We start from the raw sequence: 15916 nt of genomic DNA, 5'->3' as shown, positions 1-15916 counted from the left end.
AAAGCACTACAGGTAGAGCCCCGCGTCCTCCCCGGCCCGCGGCTCCGGCAGCGCCGTCGGCGAGGTGCCGCGCCGCAGCGCGTACAGCTCGGCCAGGGTGGCCCCGTCGCGGCCGATGCCCTCCTCGGCGCCGAGCCACTCCACCGACTCGCGCCGGGTCAGCGGGCCGACCTCGATCCGCGCCAGGCAGCGGCCGGGCCGCACCACGGCCGGGTGCAGGCGCTCCAGGTCCTCGTTGGTGGTGATGCCGACCAGCACCTTGCGGCCCTGGCCGAGCAGACCGTCCGTCAGGTTCAGCAGCCGGGACAGCGCCTGGCCCGCCACGTGCTTGGCCTCGCCGCGGACCAGCTCGTCGCAGTCCTCCAGCAGGAGCAGCCGCCAGCGGCCCTCGCCGTCCTCGTCCTCGTCGTCGTCGCCGATGGCGATGTTCATCAGGTAGCCGGCGTCGGAGAACAGCAGCTCCGGGTCGAGCACGCAGTCCACCTGGCACCAGTCCCGCCAGGAGCGGGCCAGGGTGCGCAGCGCCGTGGTCTTGCCGGTGCCGGGCGGGCCGTGCAGCAGCAGGAGACGGCCGGCGATGTCCTCCGGGGTGGTCTTCATCAGCGAGTCCATCGCCCCGGCCACCGGCGCCGTGTAGTTGACGCGGACCTCGTCCCAGGTGGCGGCGGAGATCTGCCGGGTGATGCGCAGCGGCCCGCGGCGCGGGGAGAGGTGCCAGAACCCCATGGTCACCTCCTCGGGGACCGGTTCCGGCTCCATCTCCACGCCGTCGGTGCAGCGGTGGATCACCGAGTGCGCCAGCTCCTCGCTGACCGCCGTCACCGAGACGTGGGTGCCGGTGCCCCACTGCGCGGTGGAGACCCGCAGGGTCCAGCCGTCGCCCTCGGCCAGGGTGGAGCGCTGCTTGTCACTGCTGGCCTGCCGCACGACGCGGGCCTCGTCGGGCACCAGCTGGGCCCCGGGGCGGACCCGGTCGAGGCTCACCGTCCGGGAGTACGGCTGCTCGCCGGTGGTGAAACGCTGAAGGAACAGGGCGTCGATGACGTCGATCGGTGAGTCGCCGTCGTCCAGGGCGAGCCGGATGGGCACAAGGGCGTGAGGGTCTTCGGCCATGGGCTCATGATCCGTGGGATCGGCTGCGAGCGCACGGCAATTCCTGTATTGCCGGCCCGCATCGCCACAGCTCGCCCCCCCCTCGCGGAGGTGCGCGGGACGCACTCCGGGCGCCCCGCGCACCTCCCCGTCAGCCCGCGCGCGGCACGAGCCGCCGTGCCGCGCGCACCGCCGCGTATCCCCGGGTGAGACAGCGGTCCACGGCGAAGTTCCGGGCCAGCTCGCGCCCGTGCAGCAGCCGGAGGAACTCCGCGGCCCCGGTCCGCCGCCGCACCGTCACCCGGCGCAGGGCGTAGGGGCCCTGCCGGCGCCGGGCCAGACCGTTGCCCACGGCGAGGGCCTGGGCGAAGCCGGCGTCCCGCACCGCCTGCCGGACCCGGCGGGTGGAGTGCCCGAAGGGGTGGGCGAACGAGGCGGGCGGGACGCCCAGTTCGGCCGCGACGATCTCCCGGCACAGCCCCAGCTCACGGCGCAGCGCCCCCTCGCCGACCAGGTCGAGCGGGGGATGGGTGTGGCTGTGCCCCCCGATCTCCACCCCGTGGGCGGCGAGTTCGCGGACCTGGGCCCAGTCCAGCATGGCGTCGGGGGCGCCGCCGGTGTCGTACGCCCCGCGCAGCCAGCCGGTGGTGACGAAGACGGTGGCCGGGAAGCCGTGCCGGGCCAGCTCCGGCAGCGCGTGACGGTGCACGCCCTCGTAGCCGTCGTCGAAGGTGATCAGCACCGGCCGGCGCGGGAGCGGTGCGCCCAGGCGCCAGGCCGCGGCCAGGGCGGCGGTGTCCACCGGGGTGAAACCCTCCGCCGCGATCATCTCCAGCTGACCCGCGAACGCCGCCGGGGTGACCGACAGCCCTCGCGTCGCCGGGACCGGGTCCTGGGCGACCGCGTGGTACATCAGCACCGGGACGGCGCGGTCCGCGCGCACCTCGGGCTCAGGCATGGCCGGGCGCCCTCCCCGCCGCCGTGGGGGAGGGCGGGACCACCACGTTCCCGCCGTCCCGCCGGGTCCTCACCGTGCCGACCAGGTAGCCGGCCGCGGTGACCAGGGCGCCGGCCACGATCGCGCCGGCCCGCCCCGCCCCGCCGGGCCGGCCGCGCACCGCGTCCCCGAGGCCGCGGAGCACCCCCGCGGGCAGCACCCGGGCGACGTACCGGCGCTCCGACTCCAGCCCCTTGTCCGCCCCCACGCTCCGGGCGACCAGCGCCTTGGACAGCCCCTCGGCGTAGGTCCGGGTGCGGAAGTACCCGAACCGCTCCCTGGCCGGGGGCACCCGGTGGTGGATCACGGCGCGGTCGTCGACCATCAGCACCGCCCCCGGCAGCGCACGGCCGAGGCGGATGCACAGCTCGGTCTCCTCGCAGCCCAGCGGCCGCCGGTCGCCGTCCCGTCCGATGCCGGTGGCGAAGCCGCCCGCGGCCTCGAAGGCGGTGCGCCGGAACGAGGCGTTGCCGCCCAGCACGTTGCGCACCCGCGCCCGCCCGGGCGGCAGGCCGCGGTAGGTGCAGCCCACCACCCAGTCGAACTCCTCGGGGAACCAGGCGGGCCGGCGGCCGGACGCCCAGACGGGCTCGGTGCGCCCGCCCACCGCCATCACCCGCGGATCGTCGTACGCCTCCGCGAAGTGCCGCAGCCACTCCCGCTCGGCCACCGCGTCGTCGTCGAGGAAGGCGACGACCTCGCCCCGGGCGTGGGCGATCCCGGTGTTGCGTCCGGCCGACAGGCCGCGCGGGCCGGCGTTGGCGAGCACCCGCACCGAGGGCGCGCCCCCGTACTGCCGCTCCAGCCGGTCCCGCAGGCGGGGGTTGTGGTCCACGACCAACAGGGTCTCCAGTGCGGGCCGGGACTGCGCCCGCACCGAGGCCACCGCCGCGAGGATGTCCGTCCAGCGGTCCTCGGTGTAGACGCAGACCACCACCGAGATCTCCGGCACGGCCGGGCCGGCCGGCAGTCCGCTCCGGTCGTGCGCGGCGGGCCCGGTCACGACACCTCGCCGGAGGTCACGGCCGTCCACGGCGACCTGCGCGGACGGCCGCGCAGCGCCCGCCGGTTGGAGCGCTCGGCGAGGATCACCCGCAGCACCCGCAGGCCGTCGCGGACCGCCCGCAGGTTGCTGACGCCGTGGATGCGCAGGTACTCGTGACTGGGGATCTCCTGCACCTTGAGCCCGGCCGTGACGACGCGGATGTTCATCAGCGTCTCCACCTCGAACCCGGTGCAGTCCAGGTCGATCCTGTCCAGGCAGTGACGCCAGAAGGCGTTGTAGCCGTAGCAGAGGTCGGTGTAGCGGGCGCCGAACTTCCGGTTGACGGCGGCGCACAGCAGGCGGTTGCCCAGCTTGCGGACGAAGGTCATGTCGTCGGTGCCGCCGCCGTTGGCGAACCGCGACCCCTTGGCGAAGTCGGCCCCGGAGACCAGGGCCGAGACGTAGCTGACGATCTCGTTGCCGTCGGCCGAACCGTCGGCGTCGACCATGACGACGATGTCGCCGGTGCAGGCCGCGAAGCCGGCGATCAGGGCGTCCCCCTTGCCCTTGCCTGTCTGCCGCACCACCTTGACGTCCGGCCGCAGTTCGCGGGCCACCGCCACGGTGTCGTCGGTGGAGTCGCCGTCGACCAGGACCACCTCGTGGATCCAGTCCGGCAGTGTCTTGAAGACGTACGGAAGGTTCTCCGCCTCGTTCATGGCGGGGATCACCACGCTGACCGGTGGAGCGATGGCCAGGTGGGTGGTGATGGGCCGGTACCGCTCGGCGGCCGGGCAGAGGTCGGGCCCCGGCGTGACCGGGGGCAGCACTGCGCTCATGTCTGTGGTCCCTCTCGTCCGGCGGACCGCCCACCCCCGGGCGGCCGCTGTGAGTCCGGTGCGAAAGGGGGGTTCTCACCCACGGCACGCAGGAAGGGATCTCCGCGCGCGCCGGGTGAGCCGGTGGAACTGTCCGGGATCCGTGGGCCGGAACCCGGGCGCGCGGCACGACCCGACGACCGGTCGCGTCATCGAGCACCCCCCTACCGCGCGTCCGCCCCGGTCCGACTGGTTCCGAGCCCTCCCCTGAACCGCGGGACGACGGACCGGTGCGTAAGAGATGTATGACGATATTGGCAATTGGTCGGTAATCGCAATACCTGAAAGGTGATCGGACGTTTTGCCGGGTTGAGGCGTTCCATCCGCTTACCGGCCCAAGAGATGGCGGTCGGGGCCAATCTGGCGCAATGGCGGTATGCCGTCAAGATGCCCGAATTCGCGTGTGACACGCGTTAATTGCAGGTTCATCAGGTATTGCGTAGGCCATCATGGCCGGGAGGCGTGCCGCTCCATTGATTTGTTGACATGAACACTTCCTGTCAACGCGTGTAGCTGGTACCACAGTTGGTGCAGAAACAACTGCAGAACAGGGAGGCTCCACCATGAGACGTTTCCGTACGTCCGCCGTCGTGAGCTCGTTCCTTCTGTCCGTAGGGCTAGCCTTCACCGGGGCGGCCGCGGCACAGGCCTCCGCCCAGGCGGCCGGCGCGTACGTCGCCCTCGGCGACTCGTACTCCTCCGGCGTCGGGGCCGGCAGCTACACCGCCGAGAGCGGCAGCTGCAAGCGCAGCACGAACGCGTACCCGCAGTTGTGGGCCAACGCCAACTCGCCCTCGTCGTTCGCCTTCGTGGCCTGCGGCGGCGCCACCACGAGCTCGATCCGCAGCGGTCAGATGGGTCCGCTCAACGCCTCCACCGCGCTGGTCTCGGTGACGGCGGGCGGGAACGACGCCGGCTTCGCGGACGTCATGACGACCTGTGTGATCAGCAGCGACTCGACGTGCCTCAACCGGATCAACACGGCCCGGTCGTACATCTCCTCGACGCTGCCGGGGAACCTCAACGCCCTGTACACGGACATCAGGAACCGCGCGCCCAACGCCCGCGTCGTCGTGCTGGGCTACCCGAAGTTCTACAACGTGCAGGCCATCTGCGTCGGGCTCTCCGACACCAAGCGGACCGCGATCAACGCCGCGTCGGACCTGCTGAACTCGGTCATGTCGCAGCGCGCGGCGGCCTACGGCTTCGCGTTCGGCGACGTCCGCACCACCTTCGCCGGGCACGAGCTCTGCTCCGGCAGTTCGTGGCTGCACAGCGTGAACTGGACGAACATCGGCGAGTCCTACCACCCCAAGGCCGCCGGCCAGTCGGGCGGCTACCTCCCCGTTCTGAACGCCAACGACTGACCTGCCCTCCCCGCGCGCGGCGCCCCCCGCACCCGACGAGGGTGCGGGGGGCGTGCCGTTCTCGTCCCGCCGCGGGCGCGCCGCTCGTCGCTTCGCGGGGGATTGGCTCGAATTGCTCACCGTGGCCGGGACCCATCGCTTCGAGACGCGAAAAAAAGCGGCTCCGCTGCATGGATTTTTTGGCATGAGCACTTCCAGTCAACGCGCGTAGCTGTCACAGTTCCTCCGTCAAACCCGCCGACCATGGAGGCCCCCACCATGAGACGTGTCCGTACGTCGTCCCTCGTGAGCTCGTTCCTGCTCGCGCTGACCCTCGCCTTCACCGGCGCGACCCAGGCGCAGGCCGCCGCGAGCTTCTACGTCGCGCTCGGCGACTCCTACTCCTCGGGAGTGGGCGCCGGCAGCTACATCTCCTCCAGCGGGGACTGCAAGCGCAGTTCGCTCGCCTACCCGCAGCTGTGGGCCAACGCGAACGCGCCGTCCTCCTTCTCCTTCATGGCCTGCTCGGGGGCGACCACGAGCTCCGTCCGCAGCACCCAGATGGCTCCGCTCAGCGCCAACACCCAGCTGGTCTCGGTGACCGCGGGCGGCAACGACGCGGGCTTCGCGGACGTCATGCAGACCTGTGTCCTCAGCACCGACACGACGTGCCTCAACCGGATCAACACCGCGCGCAGCTACATCAGCTCCACGCTGCCGGGGAACCTCAACGCCCTGTACGCCGACATCAAGAACCGCGCGCCCAACGCCCGCGTCGTGGTGATCGGCTACCCCAAGTTCTACGACGTGGAGGCGGTCTGCGCCGGTCTCTCCGACACCAAGCGCTCCGCGATCAACGCGGCGGCCGACCTGCTGAACTCGGTCACCTCGCAGCGCGCGGCGGCCTACGGGTTCCGCTTCGGCGACGTCCGGCCTCCGTTCACCGGGCACGAGATCTGCTCCGGCAGCTCGTGGCTGCACAGCGTCAACATCTCCATCGGCGAGTCCTACCACCCGAAGGCGGCCGGCCAGTCGGGCGGCTACCTGCCGGTGCTGAACGCCAACGACTGACCCACGCCCGGCCCTCGCGCCGGAACGCCGCGTCCCCCGTGCCCTGACCAGGCAACGGGGGACGTCGTGCTGTCGGGGCCGGGTTCAGTCCTCGCCCTCGGTGGACGGGTCGGGTTCCGGCTCCTCCGGCGCCTCGCACACGAGCGCGACGGACACGGGCTCGGACGCGGCCTCCACCGGCCGGTCGACCTCGACGTGGACGGAGCCCTCCACGGCCCCTTCCACCCCGTCCAGCGACAGGGGGACGGACACCTCGTGGGTCGTCGTGCCCTTGGCGAAGGAGAGCGTCCGCCAGCTCTCGTCGACCACGCCGTCGGCCAGGTCGCTCACCCAGCGGTAGCGGACCTCCGCGGGCGGGCGTCCCAGGGTGAACGAGGCGGTGAGGGAAGGCCGTTCGGTCTCCGGCGCCGGGCAGGGGCCGGTGCGGTCGGTGTGCGAGCCGGTGACGGAGACCTCCACCGTCTGGGCCGGCTCCGGCGACTTCGACGGGCTGGGGCTCGCGGAGGTCCCGGTGGCGGACGGGCTCGGCGTCCTGCTCCGCTCGCGGGTGGGACGGTCGTCGGGGGTGCCGGTGTCGGAGGTGGCGGTGGAGTCCTTGCCCTCCTCCTTGTCGTCCGGGTTCGCCAGCCGCCAGGCCAGTCCGGCCACCAGCAGGGCCAGGACCAGGACGCCGATCACCAGCGCGGTCCTCGCCCGGTCACCGCCGTCCCGCTCGTCCGGACGCCGTTCGTCGTCGAAGCGCCGCGGGGGAGGAGGAGGCGGGGCGGCCGCCCGCTGCGCGGACGTCCCGTACCCCGGGCCGCCGCCGGGCGGCAGGGGAACGGTCGGGCCGGTGGCGACGGCCGCGGCGGCCGACGGCTCGGGGGTCCCGCCGGCGGCCACCAGGCGCAGCTGCCGTTCGGCCTCGTCCGCCGAGGTCCGCTCCGCCGGGTCCTTGCGCAGCAGACCGTCGATCACCACGGCGAGCGGGCCCGCCCAGCGCGGCGGGGCCGGCGGCTCGTCCACCACCGCGCGCAGCGTGGTCAGCGGGGTGTCCTGACGGAAGGGGGAGCTGCCCTCCACCGCCGCGTAGAGCAGCACGCCCAGCGACCACAGGTCGGCCTCGGGTCCCGAGGGACGCCCGAGGGCGCGCTCCGGGGCGAGGTACTCGGGCGAGCCGATCACCTCGCCGGTCCGGGTCAGCGCCGTGTCGCCGGCCAGCGTGGCGATGCCGAAGTCGGTGAGGACCACCCGGCCGTCGTTGCCGATGAGCACGTTGGCCGGTTTCACGTCCCGGTGGAGCACCCCCACCTCGTGCGCGGCGCGCAGCGCGGCCAGCACGTCCGCGCCGATCGCCGCCGCCCGGGCCGGCGTCAGGGCCCCCTCGGCCTCCAGCACGTCGGACAGGGACAGGCCGCGGACCAGCTCCATCACGATCCAGGGGCGCCCGCCGTCGGTGACCACGTCGTACACGGTGACCACCGAGCGGTGCGAGACGCGGGCCGCGGCCCAGGCCTCGCGCTCCAGGCGGGCGTACAGACGGCTCACCTCGTCGTCCGGCAGTCCGGCCGGGGCGCGGACCTCCTTGACGGCGACCTCGCGGCGCAGGACCTCGTCCTGGGCCCGCCACACCGTGCCCATGCCGCCGCTGCCGAGGGTGGACAGCAGGCGGTAGCGGCCGGAGACGAGGCGGTCCGCGTCCGGTTCCTCAGTCAAGGGTCACCTCTTTCTCCAGGACCGGTGAGGACCGGTGCGCCGGTTCACCACGGGAACGCTTTTCGGAACGCTTTCCCGGGGTACGGGGTCTGCCGGGGCGTAACCTCCCCGGTGTTCTGCCCGCCGACGGCGTCGGCGATGCGCGACGGGCGTCACCCGCGGTGACCTGCGATCCTGGTGCCGAGGACCGGACGGCTGCTGTGCCGGTTGTCCAACTCGCCCTGAAACTTCATGCATCGGGTGAGGAGTTGTCAACCGTCTTGCGGAAAAGGTGAATTCTGTGATCGAGATGCGCCATCCCCCACCAAGGACGATAAGGTTGCCCTGCCCGGGCCGGGTGGACTCGTACGGGTGGGGAGTGTCATGGATCAGATAACGATGCGTAGCAGGGCGCGTGTCCCTGCGATCACCTGCGGAAGCAGTGCGACCAGTTCGCGCCTCGACCGCCATCTCTCGGTGCTGTCGGGTCCCGCCGTACCGCAGCGCGAGACGTTGGAGGCCACCACGCTGATGCGTGAGCTCACGGCACGTGACGTGCCGCGTGAGCGGAGCAGGGTGCACCGCGTCCAGCGCGTGTCGCTCTTCGCGCCGCTGCGCCGGCTCACCCGCTCGCTCTTCGGGGGTCGCTGACCGCCACCGCTCCACACCGCCGGTTCTCCGCTGCGCGCAGACACTCCCGCCGTCCCCACGGCTCGCAGCGGAGGGCCGGCCTCGTGCTGCGTCCGGACGCTGTGCGGACGCCGCCGATCGCCGTGTGAACCTTGTCTCTCCTCCCAGACCGGCCCCGCACGCTCTGGCCGTCAAAGCAAGCGCTCGCTAACTTGAGCGGCGGACGACGCCCCCGGCTCCCGGCTCCTCCCTCCCGCTCCGGCCTCGACCGGGCGGGGGAACCGCCGTCGGCCCGGGGAACCCCATCCCGCCCGGAGGACGCACTGATGAAGGCACACGACGGCATGTACATCGACGGAGCGTGGAGGGCGGCCGTCGGGCCGGACACCATCGCCGTCCTGAACCCCGCCGACGAGCAGGTCATCGCCCAGGTGCCCGCCGGATCGGCCGAGGACGTGGACGCCGCGGTACGGGCCGCCCGCGCCGCGCTGCCGGGCTGGGCGGCCACCCCGCCCGCCGAGCGCGCCGCCCGGCTGGCCGCCCTGCGGGACGTGCTCGCGGCCCGCAAGGACGAGATCGCCGAGACGGTCACCGCCGAGCTGGGCTCCCCGCTGCCGTTCTCGCAGAAGGTGCACGCCGCCTCGCCGATCGCGGTCTGCGGCTCCTACGCCGAGCTGGCCGCCTCCTTCCCGTTCGAGGAGAAGGTCGGCAACTCCACCGTGTACCAGGAGCCGATCGGCGTGGTCGCCGCGATCACCCCCTGGAACTACCCGCTGCACCAGGTCGTCGCCAAGGTCGCCCCCGCGCTGGCCGCCGGCTGCACGGTCGTCCTCAAGCCGGCCGAGGACACCCCGCTGACCGCCCAGCTGTTCGCCGAGGCGGTCCACGAGGCCGGGGTGCCGGCCGGCGTCTTCAACCTGGTCACCGGCCTCGGCCCGGTCGCCGGGCAGGCGCTCGCCGAGCACGACGGCGTGGACATGGTCTCCTTCACCGGCTCCACCGCCGTCGGCCGCTCCATCGCCGCGACCGCCGGGGCCGGGCTGAAGAAGGTCGCCCTCGAGCTCGGCGGCAAGTCCGCCAACGTGATCCTGCCGAGCGCCGACCTCGGCAGGGCGGTCGCCGTCGGCGTCGCCAACGTGATGGCCAACTCCGGCCAGACCTGCAGCGCCTGGACCCGGATGCTGGTCCACGAGGACCGCTACGAGGAGGCCGTGGAGCTCGCCGCCCAGGCCGCCGCCAAGTACGGCGACCGCATCGGGCCGCTGGTCAACGCCAAGCAGCAGGCGCGGGTGCGCGGCTACATCGAGAAGGGCGTCGCCGAGGGCGCCCGCCTGGTGGCCGGCGGCCCCGAGGCGCCCGCGGACAAGGGCTTCCGCGTCGCCCCCACCGTCTTCGCCGACGTCACTCCCGAGATGACGATCGCCCAGGAGGAGATCTTCGGCCCGGTGCTGTCCGTCCTGAAGTACCGGGACGAGGACGACGCCGTGCGCATCGCCAACGGCACCGTCTACGGGCTGGCCGGCGCGGTCTGGGCCGCCGACGAGGCCGAGGCCGCCGCCTTCGCGCGCCGTCTGGACACCGGGCAGGTCGACATCAACGGCGGGCGCTTCAACCCGCTCGCCCCCTTCGGCGGCTACAAGCACTCCGGCGTGGGGCGGGAGCTCGGCGCGCACGGGCTCGCGGAGTTCCTCCAGACGAAGTCCCTCCAGTTCTGAGTCCCGCACCTGTGCCTCCCCGCGGCTCTGCTACCCGCAGCTCTGCCTCTCCGCAGGTCTGCGTCCCCACGTCCGAGTCCCTCACGTCTAGGAGCGTTCCTCCCATGGTTCTCGCCGCCGTGGCGCCCGCGATCGGCGCCCCGCTGGAAGTCACCGAGATCGAGCTGCCGGAGACCGGCCCCGGCCGGGTCCGGATCCGGCTCGCCGCGGCCGGGGTGTGCCACTCCGACCTCTCCATCGCCAACGGCACCATGCGGGTGCCGCTGCCCGCCGTCCTCGGACACGAGGGCGCCGGCACCGTGACGGAGGTGGGGGAGGGCGTCACCCACGTGGCGGTGGGCGACCAGGTGGTGCTCAACTGGTCGCCGTCCTGCGGCAGCTGCCCGTCCTGCGCCCTGGGCGAGGTCTGGCTGTGCGCCCGCTCGCTGGACGGCGCCTCCGCCCCCTACGCCCGCCGGGCCTCGGACGGCCTGGAGCTGTACCCGGGGCTGAACGTGGCCGCCTTCGCCGAGGAGGCGGTGGTCGCCGCCAACACGGTGCTGCCGCTGCCGGAGGGCATCCCGCTGACCGACGCGGCGCTGCTGGGCTGCGCCGTCCTCACCGGCTACGGCGCCGTGCACCACGCGGCGCGGGTGCGGGAGGGCGAGACGGTCGCCGTCTACGGCGTGGGCGGCGTCGGCCTCGCCACGGTCCAGGCGGCGCGCATCGCCGGGGCGTCCAAGGTGATCGCGGTGGACGTCTCCCCGGCCAAGGAGGAACTGGCGCGGGCGGCCGGCGCGACGGACTACGTCGTCGCCTCGGAGCAGACGGCGCGGGAGATCCGCGCCCTCACCGGCAAGCAGGGCGTCGACGTGGCGGTGGAGTGCGTGGGGCGTGCGGTCACCATCCGCACGGCCTGGGAGTCCACGCGCCGCGGCGGCCGCACGACGGTGGTCGGCATCGGCGGGAAGGACCAGCAGGTCACCTTCAACGCCCTGGAGATCTTCCACTGGGGCCGCACGCTGGCCGGCTGCGTGTACGGCAACTCCGACCCGGCGCGGGACCTTCCGGTGCTGGCGGAGCACGTCCGCGCGGGGCGGCTGGACCTCGGCATGCTGGTCACCGACCGCATCGGCCTGGCTGACATTCCCTCCGCCTTCGACAACATGACCGCGGGCAAGGGCGGCCGCGCCCTGGTCGTTTTCTAGCCCACCGCTCCACCGCGCCCGGGCCCGCCGTCACCGGGGGCCCGGGTCCGCCCTCCCACGGGGGGCGCCCTCATCGCGTGTCGCGCAGTTCCTCGTACTGCCGCTCCAGCCCGTCCAGCAGGGCCCGCAGCCCCGTGTCGAAGGCGCGTTCGTCGATCTCCTCCTGCCGCCCGGCCAGCAGGTGCGCCTGGCCGAGGTGCGGATAGTCCGCCGGGTCGTAGGCCGTCTCGTCCCCGACGAAGCCGCCCGCGAACGAGCCCAGCGCGGAGCCCATGATGAAGTACCGCATCAGCGCGCCGACGGAGGTGGCGTGGGCCGGCGGCCAGCCCGCCTCGACCATCGCCCCGTACACCGCGTCCGCCAGCCGCAGCGCCGCCGGACGGCGCCCCGGCCCCCGCGCCAGCACCGGCACGATGTTGGGGTGCCGGCGCAGCGCGGCCCGGTAGGAGGCCGCCCACTCCCGCAGCGCCTGTCGCCACGGCGTGCCGTTCTCGAACATCGACAGGTCGACCTGCGCGCTCACCGCGTCCGCCGCCGCCTCCAGGATCTGGTCCCGGCTGCGGAAGTGGTTGTACAGCGAGGGCCCGCTCACCCCCAGCTCCGCCGCGAGCCGCCGCGTGGAGAGGGCGGCCAGGCCCTCGGCGTCGACCAGGGCCAGGGCCGTCTCGACGATCCGGCCGGTGGACAGCAGCGGCGTGCGGGGGCGTGGCATGACGCACATCGTAGAGTCTCGACCGCTTAAACTAGCAGTGCTAATTTAACGCGGGACAGGAACACCGACTCGACCGTGGGGTGGCGCACCGTGAATCTGGGGCTCAGCGAGGAGCAGGCGGCGGTACAGGAGCTCGCCCGGGACTTCGTGGCACGGGAGATCGCCCCGCACGTGGTCGCCTGGGACCGTGCCGAGCAGGTGGACCGCTCGATCGTGAGGAAGCTGGGCGAGGTCGGCTTCCTGGGCCTGACCATCGACGAGGAGTACGGCGGCTCCGGGGGCGACCACCTGGCCTACTGCCTGGTCACCGAGGAGCTGGGCCGCGGCGACTCCTCGGTGCGCGGCATCGTCTCGGTCTCGCTCGGCCTGGTCACCAAGACCATCCAGAGCTGGGGCACCGAGGAGCAGAAGCGGGAGTGGCTGCCGCGGCTGACCGCGGGCGAGGCGCTGGGCTGCTTCGGCCTCACCGAGCCGGGCACCGGCTCCGACGCCGGCAACCTCACCACCCGCGCGATGCGCGACGGCGACGACTACGTCATCAACGGCACCAAGATGTTCATCACCAACGGCACCTGGGCGGACGTCGCGATCGTCTTCGCGCGCTCCACCGACGCGCCGGGCCACAAGGGCGTGTCCGCCTTCCTGGTGCCCACCGACACCCCCGGCCTGACCCGCAACACCATCCACGGCAAGCTCGGCCTGCGCGGCCAGGCCACCGCCGAACTGGTGCTGGAGGACGTGCGGGTGCCCGCCTCCGCGCTGCTCGGCCCGGAGGGCAAGGGCTTCACCGTCGCGATGTCCACCCTGGCCAAGGGCCGGATGTCGGTCGCCGCAGGCTGCGTCGGCATCGCCCAGGCCGCGCTGGACTGCGCGCTGGAGTACGCGGGCCAGCGCGAGCAGTTCGGGAAGACCATCGCCCACCACCAGCTGGTGCAGGAGCTGCTCGCCGACATCGCGCTCGACGTGGACGCCGCCCGGCTGCTGGTGTGGCGGGTGGCCGACCTGATCGACCGCGGCCTGCCGTTCACCGTCGAGGCGTCCAAGGCCAAGCTGTTCGCCTCCGAGGCGGCGGTGCGCTGCGCCAACAACGCGCTCCAGGTCTTCGGCGGGTACGGCTTCATCGACGAGTACCCGGCCGGCAAGCTGCTGCGCGACGCCCGGGTGATGACCCTCTACGAGGGCACCAGCCAGATCCAGAAGCTGCTGATCGGCCGCGACCTGACGGGGGTCTCGGCCTTCTGACGACCGGCTGAGTACGCCGGACCACCGGCGACTGAGTACGCGGGCGGATGTGCCGGAGGGCGCGTCCGCCCGATGCTTCTTCCATGACCGAGACGCCCGTCAAGCAGCAGAGCACCGTGGCCTTCTACGGCCAGGCGGTGGCATCGTTCGTCGTCGCGCTGAGCGCGACCAGCATCGGCATCGTGAAGATGGAGGCCAGCGCCTGGGTGCGAGGCTTCTTCGCGGTGGCCGTCCTCTACCTGGTCACCTCGGCCTTCACGCTGGCCAAGGTGATCCGCGACCGCCAGGAGGCGGGCGCCATCGTCAGCCGGGTGGACCAGGCGCGCCTGGAGAAGCTCCTCGCCGAGCACGACCCCTTCCAGAAGCTCTGACGCCCCTCCGCGGGCTCCGGCGGCCCCGCGGCCGGACGTAGGCCCCTCGTCTAAGCGCCCGCTCAGAGTCCGGCGGTATGGTGGTGCCCCGCACGTACGGCGTGCGGTCCGGAGGGTCTTCGTCCAGGGTGAGCGGGACGGGGAGCGAGAGAGGCGAGGCGAGCGATGAGTACGGCGGAGGAGACGACGCCCGGCGGCGGCGAGCAGCCCTGGGCCGAGGTCACACCCGAGGCCGCCCGGCGCCTGCTGGTGGCCGCGGTCGACGCGTTCGCCGAGCGGGGCTACCACGCCACGACGACCCGTGACATCGCGGGCCGCGCGGGCATGAGCCCGGCCGCGCTCTACATCCACTACAAGACCAAGGAAGAGCTGCTCGCCCGGATCAGCCGGATCGGTCACGAGAAGGCCCTCACCATCCTGCGCACCGCCGCGGACGGTGAGGGTACGGCGGCCGAGCGGCTCGCCGAGGCGGTCGGCTCCTTCGTGCGCTGGCACGCCGCCCAGCACACCACCGCGCGGGTGGTGCAGTACGAGCTCGAGGCGCTCGGCGAGGACTCGCGCGACGAGATCGTGGCGCTGCGCAAGCAGGTGGACGCGCAGGTGCGGCGGATCATCCAGGAAGGCGTCGCGGCCGGCGAGTTCGAGGTGCCGGACGTCCAGGGCGCCACGCTGGCGATCATGTCGCTGTGCATCGACGTGGCCCGCTGGTTCCGGGTGGACGGCCGCTGGACGCCCGACGAGGTCGGCGGGCTCTACGCCGACCTCGTGCTCAACATGGTGGGCGCCAAGCGCTGAGCCGCCGCGCGGGGCCGGCCCGGCGCCGAGCCGCCGCGTGGGGCCGACGGGCTAGAGGTAGTAGCGCGACACCGACTCGGCGACGCAGACCGGCTTGTCGCCGCCCTCGCGCTCGACGGTGAAGGCCAGCGAGAGCTGCACGCCGCCGGGCACGTCCTCGACGTTCGTGATCGTCGCCGTGGCGCGCAGCCGGGAGCCCACCGGGACGGGGGAGGGGAAGCGGACCTTGTTGGTGCCGTAGTTCACGCCCATCTTCACGCCCTCGACCGCGATCAGCTGCGGGCCGAAGAGGGGCAGCAGCGACAGGGTCAGGTAGCCGTGCGCGATCGTGGTGCCGAAGGGACCCCGGGCGGCCTTCTCCGGGTCGACGTGGATCCACTGGTGGTCGCCGGTGGCCTCCGCGAACAGGTCGATCCGCTTCTGGTCGATCTCGACCCAGTCGGTGTGCCCGAGCTGTTCGCCCACGGCGGCCTTCAGCTCGTCGGGGGAGGTGAAGATCCTCGGCTCTGCCATGTCGCTGTCCCTGGCCTCTCGCGTCTGCGGTGAACTGAGCGCTGATGCTAAGCGACTGCTTAGCATGGTTCCGGTCCGCGCTCCTGTCAATGCCGGACGGTGGCGTCCCGCGCGCGCTGGGTAGGGTCGGCGCGTGCCCCAGATCCCCGCCAAGGTCCAGGAACTCACCGTCGGTCAGCTCGCGGCGCGCAGCGGCGTGGCGGTCTCGGCGCTGCACTTCTACGAGTCCAAGGGGCTGATCACCAGCCGCCGCACCGCCGGGAACCAGCGCCGCTACACCCGCGACACCCTGCGCCGCGTCGCCTTCGTGCGGGCCTCCCAGCGGGTGGGGATGCCGCTGACCGCCATCCGCGACGCCCTGGCCGAGCTCCCCGACGGCCGCACGCCCACCCCCGAGGACTGGGCCCGCCTCTCCGAGCTGTGGCGCGCCGAGCTGGACGACCGCATCAGCCGCCTGGAGCGGCTGCGGGACCACCTCACCGACTGCATCGGCTGCGGGTGCCTGTCGATGCGCACCTGCGCCCTGTCCAACCCGGACGACACCATCGGCGCCGGACTGACCGGCTCCCGGCTGGCCCCTGAGGCGGGGAAGCGGTGAGCGGGCCCGCACGCCCGCGCGGAGCCCTGGTTCCCATTTCCCGATCCCTCTGTACCGGGCCGGTTTGTTCCTGCACGATGATGATCGCCTGACTGCCTTTGCCCGCGGCC

16 protein-coding genes are annotated in these 15916 nt (G+C 72.9%); 9 read left to right on the top strand and 7 right to left on the bottom strand.

Annotated features, from left to right (window positions below):
• Nucleotides 1-6 precede the first annotated feature (6 nt).
• From ABT026_RS06100 to ABT026_RS06085, 4 genes are all read right to left on the bottom strand, one after another.
• Nucleotides 7-1113 (bottom strand): DUF5925 domain-containing protein, encoded by a 1107-nt coding sequence (locus ABT026_RS06100; protein WP_351112658.1) that lies wholly within the window; start codon nucleotides 1111-1113, stop codon nucleotides 7-9.
• A gap of 130 nt (nucleotides 1114-1243) precedes the next feature.
• A complete protein-coding gene (locus ABT026_RS06095) occupies nucleotides 1244-2050 on the bottom strand; it encodes a polysaccharide deacetylase family protein (RefSeq protein ID WP_351112656.1) in 807 nt (268 codons plus the stop codon).
• The gene (locus tag ABT026_RS06090; RefSeq protein WP_351112779.1) at nucleotides 2043-3023 is read right to left on the bottom strand and encodes a glycosyltransferase family 2 protein; all 981 of its coding nucleotides are present in this window, start codon (nucleotides 3021-3023) and stop codon (nucleotides 2043-2045) included. Before ABT026_RS06090 ends, ABT026_RS06095 begins: the two co-directional genes overlap by 8 nt.
• 65 nt (nucleotides 3024-3088) lie before the next feature.
• Nucleotides 3089-3913, bottom strand: coding sequence for a glycosyltransferase family 2 protein (locus ABT026_RS06085; RefSeq protein ID WP_351112654.1), 825 nt, complete (start codon nucleotides 3911-3913; stop codon nucleotides 3089-3091).
• A gap of 602 nt (nucleotides 3914-4515) precedes the next feature.
• Here ABT026_RS06085 and ABT026_RS06080 point away from each other — a divergent pair.
• Together ABT026_RS06080 and ABT026_RS06075 are read left to right on the top strand one after the other, a co-directional pair.
• Entirely contained in the window at nucleotides 4516-5319 is an 804-nt protein-coding gene (locus ABT026_RS06080) for an SGNH/GDSL hydrolase family protein (RefSeq protein ID WP_351112652.1), read from the top strand.
• 258 nt (nucleotides 5320-5577) lie between these two features.
• On the top strand, nucleotides 5578-6369 hold the full coding sequence (locus ABT026_RS06075; RefSeq protein ID WP_351112650.1) for an SGNH/GDSL hydrolase family protein: 792 nt from the start codon (nucleotides 5578-5580) through the stop codon (nucleotides 6367-6369).
• Nucleotides 6370-6453: 84 nt separating this feature from the next.
• On the opposite strand, the gene ABT026_RS06070 is transcribed toward ABT026_RS06075, so the two are convergent.
• On the bottom strand, nucleotides 6454-8064 hold the full coding sequence (locus ABT026_RS06070) for a serine/threonine-protein kinase (RefSeq protein ID WP_351112648.1): 1611 nt from the start codon (nucleotides 8062-8064) through the stop codon (nucleotides 6454-6456).
• Nucleotides 8065-8427: 363 nt separating this feature from the next.
• Between ABT026_RS06070 and ABT026_RS06065 the strand changes: the two genes are divergently transcribed.
• The 3 genes from ABT026_RS06065 (at nucleotide 8428) to ABT026_RS06055 (ending at nucleotide 11575) form a co-directional block, all read left to right on the top strand.
• Nucleotides 8428-8694, top strand: a complete 267-nt coding sequence (locus ABT026_RS06065) for a hypothetical protein (RefSeq protein ID WP_351112646.1) — start codon at nucleotides 8428-8430, stop codon at nucleotides 8692-8694.
• A gap of 305 nt (nucleotides 8695-8999) precedes the next feature.
• Nucleotides 9000-10388, top strand: coding sequence for an aldehyde dehydrogenase family protein (locus tag ABT026_RS06060; RefSeq protein ID WP_351112643.1), 1389 nt, complete (start codon nucleotides 9000-9002; stop codon nucleotides 10386-10388).
• A gap of 104 nt (nucleotides 10389-10492) precedes the next feature.
• The gene (locus ABT026_RS06055; RefSeq protein ID WP_351112641.1) at nucleotides 10493-11575 is read left to right on the top strand and encodes a zinc-binding dehydrogenase; all 1083 of its coding nucleotides are present in this window, start codon (nucleotides 10493-10495) and stop codon (nucleotides 11573-11575) included.
• 70 nt (nucleotides 11576-11645) lie between these two features.
• Here the strand turns inward: ABT026_RS06055 and ABT026_RS06050 are convergent, their stop codons facing one another.
• Nucleotides 11646-12287, bottom strand: a complete 642-nt coding sequence (locus ABT026_RS06050) for a TetR/AcrR family transcriptional regulator (RefSeq protein WP_351112639.1) — start codon at nucleotides 12285-12287, stop codon at nucleotides 11646-11648.
• Between the two features lie 90 nt (nucleotides 12288-12377).
• On the opposite strand from ABT026_RS06050, the gene ABT026_RS06045 reads away from it, so the two are divergent.
• The 3 genes from ABT026_RS06045 (at nucleotide 12378) to ABT026_RS06035 (ending at nucleotide 14695) form a co-directional block, all read left to right on the top strand.
• On the top strand, nucleotides 12378-13529 hold the full coding sequence (locus ABT026_RS06045) for an acyl-CoA dehydrogenase family protein (protein ID WP_351112637.1): 1152 nt from the start codon (nucleotides 12378-12380) through the stop codon (nucleotides 13527-13529).
• Between the two features lie 83 nt (nucleotides 13530-13612).
• Nucleotides 13613-13900 carry a YiaA/YiaB family inner membrane protein gene (locus ABT026_RS06040; protein WP_351112635.1) on the top strand — a complete coding sequence of 96 codons (288 nt, stop codon included), beginning with the start codon at nucleotides 13613-13615 and terminating at the stop codon, nucleotides 13898-13900.
• A 165-nt stretch (nucleotides 13901-14065) separates the two neighbouring features.
• The gene (locus ABT026_RS06035; protein ID WP_351112633.1) at nucleotides 14066-14695 is read left to right on the top strand and encodes a TetR/AcrR family transcriptional regulator; all 630 of its coding nucleotides are present in this window, start codon (nucleotides 14066-14068) and stop codon (nucleotides 14693-14695) included.
• Nucleotides 14696-14746: 51 nt separating this feature from the next.
• On the opposite strand, the gene ABT026_RS06030 is transcribed toward ABT026_RS06035, so the two are convergent.
• Nucleotides 14747-15208 carry a MaoC family dehydratase gene (locus tag ABT026_RS06030; RefSeq protein WP_351112631.1) on the bottom strand — a complete coding sequence of 154 codons (462 nt, stop codon included), beginning with the start codon at nucleotides 15206-15208 and terminating at the stop codon, nucleotides 14747-14749.
• Nucleotides 15209-15341: 133 nt separating this feature from the next.
• On the opposite strand from ABT026_RS06030, the gene soxR reads away from it, so the two are divergent.
• Nucleotides 15342-15806, top strand: coding sequence for a redox-sensitive transcriptional activator SoxR (gene soxR / locus ABT026_RS06025; protein ID WP_351112629.1), 465 nt, complete (start codon nucleotides 15342-15344; stop codon nucleotides 15804-15806).
• Nucleotides 15807-15916: the final 110 nt, after the last annotated feature.

The sequence above is a fragment of the Streptomyces sp. NPDC002734 genome (genome assembly GCF_040295685.1).
In the GTDB taxonomy this organism is placed as follows: domain Bacteria; phylum Actinomycetota; class Actinomycetes; order Streptomycetales; family Streptomycetaceae; genus Streptomyces.
Note: the sequence above shows the minus strand (reverse complement) of the source record. Positions and strands in the feature narration are given on the sequence as shown.